This window comes from Streptosporangium sp. DT93 (genome assembly GCF_049844535.1).
Taxonomy (GTDB): domain Bacteria; phylum Actinomycetota; class Actinomycetes; order Streptosporangiales; family Streptosporangiaceae; genus Streptosporangium.
In genome coordinates, this window is the sequence record NZ_JBNCLF010000001.1 from 912554 (window position 1) to 927053 (window position 14500).

Annotated in this window: 15 protein-coding genes and 1 tRNA gene; 8 read left to right on the forward strand and 8 right to left on the reverse strand. The window is 71.7% G+C overall.

Features of this window, described 5'->3' with window-relative positions; genetic code table 11:
• Window positions 1-467 precede the first annotated feature (467 nt).
• The 3 genes from ACLQ2R_RS04465 to ACLQ2R_RS04475 all read right to left on the reverse strand — a co-directional run bounded on the left by ACLQ2R_RS04465 (window position 468) and on the right by ACLQ2R_RS04475 (window position 3130).
• Window positions 468-1187, reverse strand: coding sequence for a metallophosphoesterase (locus tag ACLQ2R_RS04465; RefSeq protein WP_425957976.1), 720 nt, complete (start codon window positions 1185-1187; stop codon window positions 468-470).
• Window positions 1188-1499: 312 nt separating this feature from the next.
• Window positions 1500-2234, reverse strand: a complete 735-nt coding sequence (locus ACLQ2R_RS04470; protein WP_425957977.1) for an ABC transporter permease — start codon at window positions 2232-2234, stop codon at window positions 1500-1502.
• A complete protein-coding gene (locus ACLQ2R_RS04475) occupies window positions 2234-3130 on the reverse strand; it encodes an ABC transporter ATP-binding protein (protein WP_425957978.1) in 897 nt (298 codons plus the stop codon). The genes ACLQ2R_RS04470 and ACLQ2R_RS04475 overlap by 1 nt, the downstream gene beginning before the upstream one ends.
• 155 nt (window positions 3131-3285) lie before the next feature.
• On the opposite strand from ACLQ2R_RS04475, the gene ACLQ2R_RS04480 reads away from it, so the two are divergent.
• The 3 genes from ACLQ2R_RS04480 (at window position 3286) to dnaN (ending at window position 6750) form a co-directional block, all read left to right on the forward strand.
• Window positions 3286-4821: a sensor histidine kinase gene (locus tag ACLQ2R_RS04480; protein ID WP_425957979.1), complete on the forward strand. Its 1536-nt coding sequence runs from the start codon at window positions 3286-3288 to the stop codon at window positions 4819-4821.
• Window positions 4818-5477 (forward strand): response regulator transcription factor, encoded by a 660-nt coding sequence (locus ACLQ2R_RS04485; RefSeq protein ID WP_362798958.1) that lies wholly within the window; start codon window positions 4818-4820, stop codon window positions 5475-5477. The genes ACLQ2R_RS04480 and ACLQ2R_RS04485 overlap by 4 nt, the downstream gene beginning before the upstream one ends.
• A gap of 172 nt (window positions 5478-5649) precedes the next feature.
• Window positions 5650-6750, forward strand: a complete 1101-nt coding sequence (dnaN, locus tag ACLQ2R_RS04490) for a DNA polymerase III subunit beta (protein WP_425957980.1) — start codon at window positions 5650-5652, stop codon at window positions 6748-6750.
• Window positions 6751-6821: 71 nt separating this feature from the next.
• Here the strand turns inward: dnaN and ACLQ2R_RS04495 are convergent, their stop codons facing one another.
• The 5 genes from ACLQ2R_RS04495 to upp form a co-directional block, all read right to left on the reverse strand.
• On the reverse strand, window positions 6822-7523 hold the full coding sequence (locus ACLQ2R_RS04495) for a FadR/GntR family transcriptional regulator (protein ID WP_425957981.1): 702 nt from the start codon (window positions 7521-7523) through the stop codon (window positions 6822-6824).
• A gap of 108 nt (window positions 7524-7631) precedes the next feature.
• On the reverse strand, window positions 7632-8978 hold the full coding sequence (locus ACLQ2R_RS04500; RefSeq protein WP_425957982.1) for a helix-turn-helix domain-containing protein: 1347 nt from the start codon (window positions 8976-8978) through the stop codon (window positions 7632-7634).
• A gap of 157 nt (window positions 8979-9135) precedes the next feature.
• Entirely contained in the window at window positions 9136-9666 is a 531-nt protein-coding gene (locus tag ACLQ2R_RS04505) for a PH domain-containing protein (protein WP_344742919.1), read from the reverse strand.
• A gap of 401 nt (window positions 9667-10067) precedes the next feature.
• Window positions 10068-10298 carry a hypothetical protein gene (locus ACLQ2R_RS04510; protein ID WP_344892548.1) on the reverse strand — a complete coding sequence of 77 codons (231 nt, stop codon included), beginning with the start codon at window positions 10296-10298 and terminating at the stop codon, window positions 10068-10070.
• 190 nt (window positions 10299-10488) lie between these two features.
• Complete coding sequence (upp, locus tag ACLQ2R_RS04515) at window positions 10489-11127, reverse strand: uracil phosphoribosyltransferase (protein ID WP_425957983.1); 639 nt, start codon at window positions 11125-11127, stop codon at window positions 10489-10491.
• A 165-nt stretch (window positions 11128-11292) separates the two neighbouring features.
• Here upp and ACLQ2R_RS04520 point away from each other — a divergent pair, with 165 nt between their 5' ends.
• From ACLQ2R_RS04520 to ACLQ2R_RS04540, 5 genes are all read left to right on the forward strand, one after another.
• Complete coding sequence (locus ACLQ2R_RS04520; protein ID WP_344892554.1) at window positions 11293-11802, forward strand: tRNA adenosine deaminase-associated protein; 510 nt, start codon at window positions 11293-11295, stop codon at window positions 11800-11802.
• Window positions 11803-11818: 16 nt separating this feature from the next.
• A complete protein-coding gene (locus ACLQ2R_RS04525) occupies window positions 11819-12310 on the forward strand; it encodes a tRNA adenosine deaminase-associated protein (RefSeq protein WP_425957984.1) in 492 nt (163 codons plus the stop codon).
• 26 nt (window positions 12311-12336) lie between these two features.
• Window positions 12337-12780, forward strand: coding sequence for a tRNA adenosine(34) deaminase TadA (tadA, locus tag ACLQ2R_RS04530; protein ID WP_425958170.1), 444 nt, complete (start codon window positions 12337-12339; stop codon window positions 12778-12780).
• 24 nt (window positions 12781-12804) lie between these two features.
• Window positions 12805-12894, forward strand: a tRNA-Ser gene (locus tag ACLQ2R_RS04535).
• A 233-nt stretch (window positions 12895-13127) separates the two neighbouring features.
• Entirely contained in the window at window positions 13128-14441 is a 1314-nt protein-coding gene (locus tag ACLQ2R_RS04540) for a UDP-glucose dehydrogenase family protein (RefSeq protein ID WP_425957985.1), read from the forward strand.
• Window positions 14442-14500 lie beyond the last annotated feature (59 nt).

The following is a 14500-nucleotide window of genomic DNA, read 5'->3' on the forward strand; positions in this document are numbered from 1 at the left end:
ACCGGTGGACGCCGATGGGCGGAACGGGACTCACCGCTCGGCGGTCACCCGGGCCGCCGGAAGGGGCCGCGGTCGTGCCGGTGTCCGCTGGATCGGACCACCGCCGGGCGTTCGTGATCACGTTCTGCCCTCCCGTTCCGGTCACCGGACGATTCCGGTCTCGGCAGGCAGTACGGCGGCGGGCCCGGGCCTGGTTCAAAGATCACGCGGATTCCCGGATTGTCGGCCAGAACGACCCACCGTAAAGGAGGGTTCGGGTCGGCCCTCAATCCGGAGGCGGACGGATCGCCGGCCCTGCCGGATCGAGGAAACCGGGTCGGGGAAGCCAACCGAACCGAGCAGGCCGACCGGATCGAGCAGGCCAACCGGATCGGGGAAGTCGGCCGGATCGGGCAAGCCAATCGGTCCTGGACCCGGTCAGGCAGGGAGAACCGGTCGGAGCGGGAAAGGACCTGCCGTCCCCGATCTCACAGGACCGGGCGGAAGTGGGTGACGAGACGGCCGGAGTCGAAGACGTGCAGGGCGATCTGCGGCGGAAGGTCGTAGTCGACGGGAACCGGCGTCCTCATCTCCTGGCCGAGCCGGAGCGTGGAGACGACACCGGGGGCGACCACGAGCGGCAGGCCCGCGAAGACGGTGCTCGCCGCGGTGTGAGCGTGTCCCGCCAGGACGGCCACCACCTGGGGGTACTGCCGGATGATCCCCTCCAGCCGCTCCGGGTTGCGCAGCCGGATCCCGTCGACGTACGGCACGCCCAGGGGGACCGCGGGGTGGTGCATGCCCACCAGGGCGGGGGTGTGCGGGGCCTCGCCGAGAACGCGGTGCAGCCAGCCGATCGTCTCGTCGTCCAGCAGCCCCTCCGGCCGGTCCGGGACGCTGGAGTCGCACAGGGCCACGGTGAGGCCGTTGAGCCGGAGGACCTGGTTGATCGGGCCGTCGCCGTCCTCGTCGAGCATGACCTTGCGGAAGGCCGGGCGGACGTCGTGGTTTCCCGGGCAGATGAGCGTGGGATGGCGCGTGGTCAGCAGCTCGCGCGCGATCTCGTACTCCTCGATCAGACCGTGGTCGGCGATGTCGCCGGTCACCAGGACCGCGTCCAGGGGGCCGGGCAGATTCTCCAGATGCCGCATGACGGATCGGGTCCTGTCGATGCTGCGAGGAGAACCGTCGATGTGGACGTCACTCACATGGGCCAGGGTCAGCATCGCTCAAGAGTGACATATCCATCTCCCCGGTGTCCGGCATCCGGCACGGAGGGTCGTCCTCACTCCGCGGTGACCGTGAAGTGATCGGAAAGGTCCGCGCGAAAAGCCGTGAAGCGATCCGGAGGACCCGCGCGAAAAGCCGTGAAGTGATCGGAAAGGTCCGCGCGAAAAGCCGTGGAGCGATCCGGAGGGCCCGCGCGAAAAGCCGTGGCCCGTCCTCGCCCCTGCGAAGGACGGACCACGGTGACCCCCGCACGTACGCGATCGCGGCGGTGCGCGATCACGACGCGCCCGTCACTCCCACCGGAAGAACCGCGTCGCCAGCGCCCCGGTGACCAGGACGGTCACCGCCATCACCACCAGGTGCAGCACCTGCGGCGGCTGCCCGCCCCAGGTGGCACGGATCGCGTCGGCGAACGGCGCCATCGGCAGGAAGTCCCCGATCCCGCGCAGCGTCTCGGGCATCAGCTCCCGGGGGATCCACATCCCGGCCATGAACAACAGCGGGAACATCAGCAGCGAGCCGATGGCGGGGGCGGACTTCGCGTTCGGCGCCACGGCGGCGATCAGCAGCCCCAGCCCGAACATCGAGGCCGTGCCCAGGAGGAACACGCCCGCGAAGGCCAGCGGGCTCTTCGGCAGAGCCGTACCGAGGACGAGATGGCCCAGGACGATGAGCAGGACGGCGGCGACGACCGCCATCGCGAGGTTGTTGACGACCTGGGCGACCAGCAACCGGAACGGGCCGACCGGGGTGGTGGACAGCCGCCGGAGCACGCCGGTCTCCCGGTAGCTCACCAGCGTCCCCGGCAGGACGGTGAGCGCCATCGTCACCACGGCCAGGACCAGCATCAGGCCGGGCAACTGGGTGTCGATGCCCCGCTGGCCGCCCAGGCCGGGATCGACCTCCCGCAGGCCCGGGGTGCTCCCCAGCCCGAGCAGCAGCGCGAGCGGCAGCAGGATCGCGAAGATCGGGCCTGCCGGTTCCCGCAGGAAGAGCTTGACCTCGGTCAGCATTATCTTCTTCATCAGGAAATCTTCTTTCCGGTCAGGCCCAGGAAGGCGTCGTCGAGGGTGGCCCGCTCCACGCGCAGGTCGACGGGGTTGACGCCCGAGGCGGCCAGGGCGGTCGCGACCGCGAGCAGCAGGTCGCCGGTGCCGGTGACCGTCACCTGCCCGCCGGTCTGCCCGACCGAGGTGACCTCGGGCAGGCGGCGCAGCACGGCCTCGTCGAGCGGGCCGGTGAGCCGGAACCTGATGGTCTGCCGGCCGTCGACCCTGGCGATCAGCCCCGAGGGGCTGTCCACCGCGACGACCCGGCCCGCGTCGAACAGCGCGAGCCGGTCGCAGAGCCGTTCTGCCTCCTCCATGAAGTGCGTGACCAGCAGGATCGTCACGCCGCTGTCGCGGACCCGCTCGATGAGCTCCCAGGTGTCACGGCGGGCCTGCGGGTCCAGGCCGGTGGTGAGCTCGTCCAGGATCGCCACGCGGGGCCTGCCGACCAGGGCCAGCGCGATCGAGAGCCGCTGCTGCTGGCCGCCGGAGAGCTTGCCGTAGGGGGTGTCGCGCTTGGCGGAGAGCCCGACCCGCTCCAGCAGCTCCCCCCAGTCCGCGGGGTCACGGTAGAAGGAGGCGTACAGGTCGAGCGCCTCCCGCACCCTGAGCTTCTCCGGCAGCGTGGAGCTCTGCAGCTGGACGCCCAGCTGCTCCCTGAGCGCGGTGCCGGTCAGGCCGCCGAGAACGCTCACCGTGCCGGAGTCGGGGACGCGCAGGCCGGCGACGCACTCCACGGTGGTCGTCTTGCCGGCGCCGTTGGGACCGAGGACCCCGAAGATCTCACCCTCGTCCACGGTGAACGAGACGTCGTCCACCGCCAGTTGGTCGCGGTACCGCTTGCGGAGGTCGCTGACCTCGATGACCTTCATGACGACGACGCTAGAAGTCCGGCGGGACACGGGGAATCGGGCTGGGCACCCGTCCGGGGCGGGCCAGGCACCCGCCGGGGGTGGAGCTAGCCCCACCCTCGGACGGCACGCGGCACCCCTGGGAACACCGGGCCGCATCACCGACACTGGTGGCCATGAGGACGTATGCGGTGGCGGTCCGCAGGGCACTGACGCTGGGAGCGATGGCCCTGGGGGACGTGATGCTGGTGGCCCTGATGCTGGTCGGGGTCGTGCTGTCCTTCGGCCTGGGGATGGTCTTCGTCTTCCCGTCGCTGACCAAGGCGATGAGGTGCCGTACGGGCCAGGCCAGGAAGCTGAACGCCGAGTGGCTCGGGATCGCGATCCCGGCGCCGTACCTGCCGGCGCCGCTGCCGGTGCGGCCCCAGCCCGACGGCTGGTACCGGCACGACCGTCAGCTCTACAAGACGGGCCGCTGGCCCGACTGGCAGAACCGCTGGCAGTGGCTGATCGGCGACCCGGCCACCTGGCGGGACGGTCTGTGGCTGTTCCTCAGCCCGCTGGCCGGAGCCTTCCTGCTGCTCCCCCTCGCGCTGGCCGGATGCGCCGCGCTCGCCGTCGGCTCCCAGGACTCACCCGCGTGGCCGGTGGCCCTGGCGTGCGCCGCCGTCGTGGCACTGGCCGCGACCCCCCACCTGCTGCGCGGGTACGCCTGGTGGAACCTCCTGCTGCTCTCCCCCACGGCCGAGTCGGTGCTCGCCGGGCAGATCCAGCGCCTCGACCAGGCACGCCTGGCCACGGTCGACTCCCAGGCGTCCGAGCTGCGGCGGATCGAGCGCGACCTGCACGACGGCGCGCAGGCCCGGCTGGTGGCGATCGGCATGACCCTCGGCGCGGTCGAGGAGCTCATGGACAAGGACCCGGCCGCGGCCAGGGCGCTGCTCGGCAAGGTCAAGGAGGCCTCCTCCACCGCGCTCGTCGAGCTGCGCGACCTGGTCAGGGGCATCCATCCGCCGGTGCTGGCCGAGCGCGGCCTCGGTGACGCGATCCGCGCCCTGGCGCTGGACAGCGCGCTCAAGGTCACGGTCACCGTGGACCTGGCCTCCCGTCCCGACTCGCCCGTGGAGTCGGCCGCGTACTTCTCGATCAGCGAGCTTCTCACCAACGCGGCCCGGCACGGCGGTGCCGAACGGGTGTGGGTCGACATCAGCGGGCACGACCACGCGCTGCGCGTCGTCGTCACCGACGACGGCTCGGGGGGTGCCGATCCCTCCCGGGGCAGCGGCCTGCGCGGCATCGAGCGCAGGCTCGCGGCCTTCGACGGGGTGCTCGCGGTCAACAGCCCCCAGGGCGGCCCGACCACCGTCACCTTCGACCTGCCCAACGCGCTCGCCGAGAGGCATCAGAACCACAAGGCGCCGCCCCTGCCGCGCGGAAAGATGATCATCGTCGGGCTCGGCTGGGGGCTCGGCTGGCTGCCGCTCTTCCCGCAGGGCATGGTGGCCGGCGTCATGAAGATCATCGACCTGGAGCACCGCAGCTGGTTCCTCGCGCTCTACCTGCCGGAACCGCTGCAGTGGCCGCTGATCGCCTTCAACATCCTGCTGGGCCTGTCCATGTACGCCGCGGCCATGCTCATCCCCCTCCAGCACGCCCGCCGCACCCGTCTGGCCGAGGTCGCGCCGACTCGCCTATGGTTGGGCCGGTGCTGAGTCCCAGGGTCGTCATCGCCGAGGACCTCTACCTGCTGCGCGACGGCCTCGTCCACCTGCTCCAGGCGCACGGGTTCGAGGTGGTCGCCGCCGTCGAGTCGGGGCCCGAGCTGCTGCGGGCGCTGCTCGACCTGCGGCCCGACGTCGCCGTGGTCGACGTGCGCCTGCCGCCCACGTTCACCGACGAGGGGCTCCAGGCGGCGCTGACGGCCCGCCGCGCCGTCCCCGGCCTGCCGGTGCTGGTGCTGTCCCAGCACGTCGAGCAGCTGTACGCGCGCGAGCTGCTGGCCGACGGCTCCGGCGCGATCGGCTACCTCCTCAAAGACCGGGTCTTCAAGGCCGAGCAGTTCGTCGACGCGGTGCGCCGGGTCGCCGCCGGGGGGACGGCGATGGACCCCGAGGTGATCGCCAAGTTGCTGGCCAGCACCGCCCGCCACGAGCCGCTCGGCGCGCTGACGCCGCGCGAGCGCGAGGTGCTGGAGCTCATGGCCGAGGGCCGCTCCAACGCGGCCATCTCCCAGCGCCTGTTCCTCAGCGAGAGCGCGGTCGGCAAGCACACGGCCGGGATCTTCGCCAAGCTCGACCTGGCCCCCTCCGACGACGACAACCGCCGCGTCCTGGCGGTCCTGACCTACCTCAACGCCGCCCGTGGCTGACCGGCCCCGCCTGCCACCGTCCCGGCCCTCACCCGCGCCCGTCCCCGCTCCCGCCCGGCCTCACCCCCGATCCGGGCCCCGCACCCCCTGACGTTTCGTCGGTGGCAGCGGATACCGTGCTGCATGTACGGCTTCCGTGTGGGATCGCCGTTCGGGACGGAGGGATGCTCAGGTGAAGTTCCAGGTTAACCGTGATGTCCTGGCCGACGCGGTGGCCTGGGTGGCCAGGGCACTGCCGAACCGGCCCGCCCTGCCCGTCCTGTCCGGCCTGCTGCTGGAGGCCGACGAGGACGATCTGGTCATCTCCGCCTTCGACTACGACGTCTCCGCCCGCGTCTCGATCGAGGCGGTCGTGGCGGAGCCCGGCCGGGCGCTGATCCCGGGCCGGATCCTGGCCGAGATCACGCGCAGCCTGCCCGGGGAGGCGGTGGAGGTCGTCGCCGACGGCTCCGAGGCGGTCCTGACCTGCGGCAGCGCCGAGTTCGGCCTGCTGACCATGCCGGTCGAGGACTTCCCGGCCCTTCCGGCGATGCCACCGAGGATCGGCGCGGTCGGCGGCGGGATCTTCGCCACCGCGGTCAATCAGGTGGCCCCCGCCGCCAGCCGGGACGAGACCCTTCCCATGCTGACCGGCATCCGGGTCGACATCTCCGGCGAGGGCGTGACCATGGCCGCCACCGACCGCTACCGCATCGCGGCCAGGGAGTTCGACTGGCGGCCCGAGCGGCCGGACGGCACGGCCGCCGCCATGGTGCCCGCGCGGGTGCTCGTCGAGGTGGCCAGGTCGCTGCGCGGCGGCGAGGTGTCGATCGCGCTGGGCGACGGCATCGCGGGTTTCGAGAGCGTCGGCCGCAGCACCACGGTCCGCCTGCTCGACGAGCAGTTCATCGACTACCGGGCGCGGCTGACCGACGACTGGTCGATCCGGGCCGACGTGCGGACGGCCCCGTTCGTCGACGCGATCAAGCGGGTCGCGCTGGTCGCCGAGCGCAACACCGCGGTCCGGCTCTCCTTCGGCCAGGGGCAGGTCCTGATCCAGGCGGGCGGCGGGGACATCGGCCGCGGCACCGAGGTCGTCGACGCCGAGCTGTCCGGCGACGACATCCAGATCGCCTTCCAGTCCCAGTTCCTGCTGGACGGCCTGAGCGGGGTCGAGACCGAGTTCGTCCGGCTGAACATGGAGTCGCCGAGCCGGCCCGCGCTCATCACCGAGGTCCCCGGCGACGCCGACCCGGCCTTCCGCTATCTCGTGATGTCCCTGCGCCTGCCCTGAGAACGCGACCGCCGCCGGGACGCGGGGCCACAGGGGCTCCGTACCGCGGCGGCGGGGAAGGGGATAGGGGGTCAGGCGGAGAGTTCCTGCTCCTCGGTCAGCGCGATCAGGATGTGCTCCATGCACGCGTGGCCGGCGTGCTCGGCGGCGGCGGCGTCACCGGCGGCGATGGCACGGGCGATCGCGTCGTGCGGGATGTAGGTGGTGTTCAGGGTGCTGCTCAGCGACGTTCCCGCCGCGGTGATGCTGGCACGCAGCGCCGCGGAGAAGTCCTCGTAGAGCTCGATCAGCACCAGGTTGTGCGTGGCGCGGACGACCGCGATGTGGAAGGCCAGGTCGGCCTCGACGAACGCGTTCGGCTCCCCGAGCTCCCAGGCCCGGTCCCGGTCGGCCAGCGCGGCCTCGATCAGCAGTATGTCGGCCTCGGTGCGACGGGTGGCCGCCAGCCTGGCGGCCTCCACCTCCAGGGCGCGCCGCACCTCCAGGATCTCCAGCTGCTCGGCCGTGCGCAGGCGCCGCAGCATGGCCCCGGACAGCTCGCTGGTGGCCCGGACGTAGGTGCCGTCGCCCTGACGGCACTCCAGCAGACCGGCGTGGGTCAGCGCCCGCACCGCCTCGCGCACGGTGTTGCGGCCGACCCCGAGCTGCTCGGCGAGGACGGTCTCGGTGGGGATCTTCGCGTTCATCCGCCAGGAATCAGAAGTGATCTGCTCCTTGAGTTGGTCGATCACTTGGTCGACGAGGGATGCTCGCTGCGCAGTACGCAGACTCACCGTCCGCCTCCTCCTGGGAAACCGGTCATCCTACGAATCAATGACTGGTAGACCCTAGTTATTCCGGAGGCGCGAGAACAAATCCAGAACCGCCCGAACGAGACCGGACTACCGGGCCAGAGCCCGGTCGACCGTCACGCCCACCATCGCCTCGCGCACTCCGGCGGCCTCGAGAGCCCTACGATACGCGGCGGTCCGCTCGTCGTCCGCACCGACCTCGCCGTACAGGTCGCCGAGATCACGCCAGACGCGCGCCGCCTCCCGGTCGGGACTGGACAGCTCGTAGGGGGCGCTCCCCATGGTCCGCCGGGCGGCGTCCAGGGCACCGGTCGCGTCGCCGCGGCCGTGGTCGAGCGCGATCCGGGCCAGGACCAGGTGCGCGGTCGCCGCGGTGGCGCCCGCCCGCCCGGCCGGCGTGCCGAGGGCGGTCTCGGCCAGCGAGGCCGCGCCCGCCACGTCGCCCGACGCCAGCCGTACCCGGGCGAGGACGACGAGGCTCGCGACGTGTTCCCCGGCCCGCTCGGGAAAGGCCGAGAAGACCTCGCCCGCACGGGTCGCGAACCGGGCGGCCTCGTCGAGCGACCCGCCCTCCAGGACGCTCTGACGTGCCCAGTGCGTCGCGACGAGGGCGAGCTGGGACGCCATCCGTGCCGAGCGCCCGGTCGCGATCGCGTCGTCGGCGAGGCGGACGGCCAGGGCCGAGTCCTCACCGTCGGCGGCGGCGACGCTCGCCTGCCACAGGGCGTGGATCTCGGCGGAGCGGTTGACCGCCGTCCTGACGCCGTTGACCGCGAGGACGTGCCGGACGTAGGCCATGCCCGTCTCGCCGGTGACCGGGGCCTCCGCCAGGCAGGCGGCCAGCTCGACGGCCAGCTCCCCGTGCGCCAGGGGCAGCTTGGCGACCTCGGCGAGCGCGTGGGCGGCCAGGTCCTGGGCGCGAAGCGTGTCCCCGGCGCGCTGGTAGCAGCGGCTCAGCGCCACCGCCAGCGGCAGGTCGGCCAGGCGTTCGGGATGGGCGACGGCCTCGCGGCGGAGCCACTCGAACGCCTCCACCGCCGGGCCGAGCCGTCCCTGCAGCTCCAGCGCGCGTGCCCGGCCGAACCGCGCGTGCGCGGCCAGCATGGCGTTCTCCTCGCCGGCGACCTTGACGATCTCGCCGAACCGGTCCGCCGCGACACCCGGGTCGCCGTGCAGAAGCTCCAGCTCCGCGTGCCGCAGGCCGAGCTCGGTGTCGATGCGCTGGCGCGGTTCGATCCCGTGCAGCAGGAACTCGGTGGTGCATCCCAGGCGTTCGGCCAGCAGGCGCGCGACCACGGGGGTCGGCGTGCGCTTGCCCGACTCGATGAGGGAGACGTAACTGTCGGAAAGGTCGGGCCCGGCGAGCTGAGCCTGGGACATGCGCCTGCTCAGTCTCAGCCCGCGGACGCGGTCACCTATGGTTCCCTGACTCGGCATCTGATCTCTCAGGGCGGGGGATGGTCAATGTTCTGGCCATGATGGCATGAAGCTACCGAATCGGGTAACCCCACCTGAAAAATCCTCACCAGAAAGTGTCAGCGATCTCCAGTATTACTGTCATCGCGGACAATAGTGGCATCAAGGACATAAGCCCTTAATCATCCGAGTCATTACCCCCGGGGAAGAGCATCTGGCAGACCTCCAGGTAGAGCGTCTCCGGGTAGGGGATGTAATTGACCCTCGACAGCGCCTGGTCCTGGCCGGCCGACTCCAGAACGAACTCTCCATAACCGAGCATTCGGCCGAGGATCGAGCGCTGGAAACTCATGTCGGTGACCTTGCCGAGCGGCATCATGTCGACCTTGCGGGTGATCAGGCCGGTGGTGAGCAGCATTCGCTTGGAGGTCACGACGAAGTAGTCGACGGACCACTCGGCGACCTTCCACACGAAGCGGATCAGCAACAGCAGCCAGGCCCACCAGACGACGACGAGCACGCCACCGCCGCCCTGGTCGCCGAACCACTTGCTCAGCAGCCCGGCGAGGATGAGACCGCCGAAGACCTCGGCGACGGCACGGAGCAGTACGGCCGGGTGACGCCGCACCATGATGACCTGGTGTTCGTGGGGGAGCAGGTAGCGGTTGACCGACGAGGGAGCGGAGTCCCCGTGGGTCACGAGCCTCATGCGAGATGTGAGACGAACTGGGCCAGTGAATCGGCCGCCGTGTAAACCGTGTCCATGGCGCCCCTCACGGCGTTGGCTGCGTCGTCTGGTCGCGTGAACAGGAAAAACGCCACGAAACCGACTGCGCTATACGATAGGACCTTCTTGACCTGCACCTTGGCCTCCTGCTACCACTCACCCACTGCACCCGTCTTATACATTACCCAGGGCCGTGCCGCGGTAAAGCGTCTCGGCCCATCCGGTCTCGGACCGGTCGAGGCGATCTCCCGGCCGGGTCCCGTGAGACCCGTCCCGGACCCTCGCCCCGGGGTCACGCGTTCATCCCGGTCTCCCGTGACCTCCGCGTCCGCGATCTCCGTCACCCGCCACCCGCTCCGCCACCCGTTCCGCCGCCCGCTCGGTCACCCGCGCTCGCTCGCGACCAGCGCGAGGACCTCGAGATGCTTGCGGGCGATCCGCTCGACCAGCGCCGGATGGGCGTGACCGACCACCTCCAGCGCCCCGTAGTGAGCCGCCTCGATGCAGCGGGTCACCGTGGAGGCCGGATGGATCTTCGAGAACTCGTCCCTGAGCGCGGCGCTGAAGTCCGCGTACGGGTCCGGCTCGGTGGCCGGGATGATTCGCTCGCTCATGGTTCTCCCTGGTGTGCGCCCGCGGCCTCGGCGGACCGGGGACACAGAAGAGATGTCTTCGCCACGCTTCGTACCCGGCCATTGACCTTGCGTAACCATCGCGCGGTAGAGGAACCGTCCACCAGGGGAAAGGATCGGTTCCGGAAACGTCAAAGGCCGGGACGCCGCCGGAGCGGCCGGCGGGAGCGCGTCAGACCACGCCGTAGAGGCGGTCTCCCGCGTCCCCCAGCCCGGGGACGATGTAGCCGTTCTCGTTGAGCCGCTCGTCCAGGGCCGCGGTCACCAGCCGGACCGGCCTGCCGGCGTCGGAGAGGGCCTCGTCGAGGTGGGCGATGCCCTCGGGGGCGGCCAGCAGGCAGATCGCGGTCACGTCGTCGGCGCCCCGGTCGAAGAGGAACCGGATCGCGGCGGCCAGGGTGCCGCCGGTGGCGAGCATCGGGTCGAGCACGTACACCTGGCGTCCGGAGAGGTCCTCGGGCAGCCGGGTGGCGTAGGTCTGCGCCTGGAGCGTGGACTCGTCGCGGATCATCCCGAGGAAGCCGACCTCCGCCGTGGGCAGCAGCCGGGTCATGCCCTCCAGCATCCCCAGCCCCGCGCGCAGGATCGGGACCACCAGCGGGTAGGGCTGCGCCAGTCGCACCCCCGTGGCCGGGGCCACCGGGGTCCGCACCGTCAGCTCGGTGACGCGGACCTGCCTGGTCGCCTCGTACGCCAGCAGGGTGACCAGCTCGTCGGCCAGGCGGCGGAACGTGGGGGAGTCCGTGGTGACGTCGCGCAGCGCGGTCAGCTTGTGGGCCACCAGGGGATGGTCGACGACCAGGGTTTCCATGGTGGCCAAAGGTATCCTGGGCCGCGGGGCCGCCCTGAGCCGGGTACCCGCTGGACATCGCCCGCTCACTCGGATTTGATCACAATTTGGTCGGAGAGGCACACGTCGGCGCCCCGCTTCTGAAAGCATTGACCTCCGTAGAGAAAGCATTCGGTGGGGATGGCCATGTCAGACGAAGACTCGCTGGACTTTGCCATCGTGATCTACCGCGAGGACGACCGCTGGGAGGCGGAGATGCTCCCGGTGGCCCTCACCTCCGACCTCGAGGGCCTCGTCCACGCCCTTCGCCAGCAGCCGAGCATGAGCGGCACGATCGGCCTGGTCGCCGTCGGGGACGAGTTCTTCGTGGCGCTACGGGTGTTCGGCGAGCGGGTCGAGGTCTTCCTCTCCGACATCGCCGCGTCCTGGGACTTCCCGCTCGCCCAGCAGGCGCTGGAGTACCTCGACGTGCCGGTCCCCGACGAGGACGAGCTCGACGCGATCCTCCAGGACGAGGAGACGGCGCTCCCCGCGGGCGACCTGTCGATCTTCGCGGACCTGGGGCTCGACGAGATGGAGCTCGGCATCCTGTCCGGGGACATCGACCTCCTGCCCGAGGACGTCCTGTCCAGCATCGCCGCGCGGCTCGGGTTCTCCGAGCCGTTCGAGCGCGCCATCGACTCTGTGTTCGGTTGAACCCGGGAGATCGGCCATGCCCTCCACACCATCCGGCAACACGGTGTTCTCCGCGGCCTTCGTCCGTACGGAGGACGGCTGGAACGGCGCGGAGGTCGACCTCGGCGAGGCGGAACTCGTCGACGACCTCGGCGACGCCGTCCAGGAACACCTGGGGCTCGCCGGCGACGAACTGGTCCTGCTCTGCGTCGAGGTGGAGGACGAGTGGTTCGCGGTCGTCCGCTACCAGGGCGACCTGGAGCCGCGCGCGTTCCTGTCCGACGTCAACGCCGGGCTCACCGACGGCCTGGGCGAGCTGCTGACCGAGCTCGCCGGGGTGGCGGTCGACAAGGACACCCCCGACCTGGGCGTACGGCCGGGGGGTGACTTCGAGCTCCTTGAGGACCTCGGCCTGAGCTCCGACGAGCTCGTCGAGCTCAGCATGGAGGAGGGCGCGCTTCCCGGGGACACGCTCTCGGTGATCGCCGAGCGGCTGGCCTTCGCGGACGAGCTCGACCGGCTGCGGTGACGGCGCCGGCCGTCTACGTACGGGAGATGCGGCTCGCCCTGGAACGGGCGGCCGAGGCGGGGGCGCGTGGCGAGGTGCCCGTCGGGGCGGTCGTCGTCGGCCCGGACGGCACGCCGCTCGCGGGCGCGGGCAACGACAGGGAGGCCTCCGCCGACCCCACCGCGCACGCCGAGATCCTCGCCCTGCGGCAGGCCGCGCGCCTGCGCGGGCAGTGGCGGCTGACCGGCTGCACGCTGGTGGTCACGCTGGAGCCCTGCACCATGTGCGCGGGGGCCGCCGTGCTGGCCCGCGTCGACCGCGTGGTCTACGGCGCCGAGGACGCCAGGGGCGGCGCGGCGGGGTCGCTGTGGGACGTGCTGCGCGACCGCCGGCTCAACCACCGCCCCGAGGTCGTCGGCGGGGTCCTGGCCGACGAGTGCGCGGCGGTTCTCACGGAATTCTTCACCGCTCGCCGGATGCGCGAGCAATAGCGGTTATCCGGTAAGCTGCTCCGCGGTGGAGTCGCCTAGTGGCCGAGGGCGCACGCCTCGAAAGCGTGTGATGGGGCAACCTATCCGTGGGTTCAAATCCCACCTCCACCGCCACCGAGAGCCTTCGACCTGCGTGAGCAGGGCGGAGGCTCTTCGCATGTCAGGATCTTCTCGCGGCAGGGGCCTCCTTTCGCGGACGCGGGACCACAGGGGGGCGGCCCGTTCGCGGACGCGGGACCACGGGGGCGGCCCGTCGCGGGTCTCGTCCCCGCAACCGCCACCGGTCCCGTCACCGGCCTCGTCACCGCTCCCGTCGCCGTACCTCCCGCAGGGAAAGGAATGAGCACATGCGAATGACCGTGATCGGGTGCGGCCATCTGGGCGCGGCACACGCGGCCTCGATGGCGGAGATCGGCCACGAGGTGATCGGCGTGGACATCGACCCCGGCAGGGTCGCCGTCCTGCGGTCGGGGCGCGCCTGGTTCCACGAGCCGGAGCTGGACGAGATGCTCGCCCGGCACGTCGCCGGCGGCCGGCTCCGGTTCACGACATCGTTCGCCGAGGCCGGCGCGTTCGGCGAGACGCACTTCCTGGGGGTCGCCACCCCCGGTATGGCCGACCGTGACGACTACGACCTGTCCCAGGTGTGGGCGGCGGTGTCCGCGCTCGCGCCACACCTGCGCCGGCCGTGCCTGATCGTCGGCAAGTCCACCGTCTCGGTCGGGACCACGGCGGCCGTCCAGGAGCTGGCGCGCGAGCTCGCCCCGGCCGGCCAGGGCGTCGAGGTCGCGTGGAACCCCGAGTTCCTGCGGGAGGGCCACGCGGTGGCCGACACGCTGCGCCCGGACAGGATCGTGGCCGGGGTGACCTCGGCCGCGGCCGAGGAGAGGCTCCGCGAGGTGTACCGGCCGATCACCGACGCGGGGGTGCCGCTGATCTTCACCGACCCGGCCACGTGCGAGCTGGTCAAGGGGGCGGCCAACGCGTTCCTGGCCACGAAGATCTCCTTCATCAACGCGGTGGCCGACCTCTGCGAGGCCGCGGGCGCCGACGTCGCCCAGCTCGCCGACGCGATCGGGCTGGACCCGCGGATCGGCCGCGCCTTCCTGGACGCCGGAATCGGGTACGGCGGCGGGTGCCTGCCGAAGGACACCCGCGCCTTCGCCGCCCGCGCCGGGCAGCTCGGCGCGGAATCCGCCGTGGGCCTGCTGACCGCCGTCGACCGGATCAACGCCGGGCGGCGGCAGCGGGTCGTCGAGGCCGTCCGCAAGGCGTGCGGCGGCGACCTGTCCGGGAAGAAGGTGGCCCTGTGGGGGGCCGCGTTCAAGGTCGGCACCGACGACATCCGCGACTCGCCCGCGCTCGACGTCGCCGTCCGCCTGCACGCCCAGGGGGTGGCGGTCACCGTCTACGACCCGATGGCGCTGGACAACGCCAGGGCCGCCCACCCGGAGATCGGCTACGCCGCCGACGCGCCGGCGGCCGCGGCCGGGGCGGACGCGCTCGTGGTCGTGACCGCCTGGCCGGAGTTCCGGGCCGTCGACCCCGTGGCGATCGGCGCGGCCGTGGCCGAGCGGGTCGTGATCGACGCCCGCGGCGCGCTGGACGAGCCCCGCTGGCTGGACGCGGACTGGACGCTGCACCGGATCGGCCGCGGGTAGCCGGAGCGGGGCCTCAGCCTGCCCGGGCGGCTTCGGGACGTGTGATCGAGGCCCGGGGC

Bases quoted from the DNA above. Each gene is read 5' to 3' on its own strand.
- ACLQ2R_RS04470 (WP_425957977.1), bottom strand. From the start codon at position 2,234: ATGAAGAAGATAATGCTGACCGAGGTCAAGCTCTTCCTGCGGGAACCG.
- ACLQ2R_RS04475 (WP_425957978.1), bottom strand. From the start codon at position 3,130: ATGAAGGTCATCGAGGTCAGCGACCTCCGCAAGCGGTACCGCGACCAA.
- ACLQ2R_RS04480 (WP_425957979.1), top strand. From the start codon at position 3,286: ATGAGGACGTATGCGGTGGCGGTCCGCAGGGCACTGACGCTGGGAGCG.
- ACLQ2R_RS04500 (WP_425957982.1), bottom strand. From the start codon at position 8,978: ATGCCGAGTCAGGGAACCATAGGTGACCGCGTCCGCGGGCTGAGACTG.
- ACLQ2R_RS04505 (WP_344742919.1), bottom strand. From the start codon at position 9,666: ATGAGGCTCGTGACCCACGGGGACTCCGCTCCCTCGTCGGTCAACCGC.
- ACLQ2R_RS04510 (WP_344892548.1), bottom strand. From the start codon at position 10,298: ATGAGCGAGCGAATCATCCCGGCCACCGAGCCGGACCCGTACGCGGAC.
- upp (WP_425957983.1), bottom strand. From the start codon at position 11,127: ATGGAAACCCTGGTCGTCGACCATCCCCTGGTGGCCCACAAGCTGACC.
- ACLQ2R_RS04520 (WP_344892554.1), top strand. From the start codon at position 11,293: ATGTCAGACGAAGACTCGCTGGACTTTGCCATCGTGATCTACCGCGAG.
- ACLQ2R_RS04525 (WP_425957984.1), top strand. From the start codon at position 11,819: ATGCCCTCCACACCATCCGGCAACACGGTGTTCTCCGCGGCCTTCGTC.
- tadA (WP_425958170.1), top strand. From the start codon at position 12,337: ATGCGGCTCGCCCTGGAACGGGCGGCCGAGGCGGGGGCGCGTGGCGAG.
- ACLQ2R_RS04540 (WP_425957985.1), top strand. From the start codon at position 13,128: ATGCGAATGACCGTGATCGGGTGCGGCCATCTGGGCGCGGCACACGCG.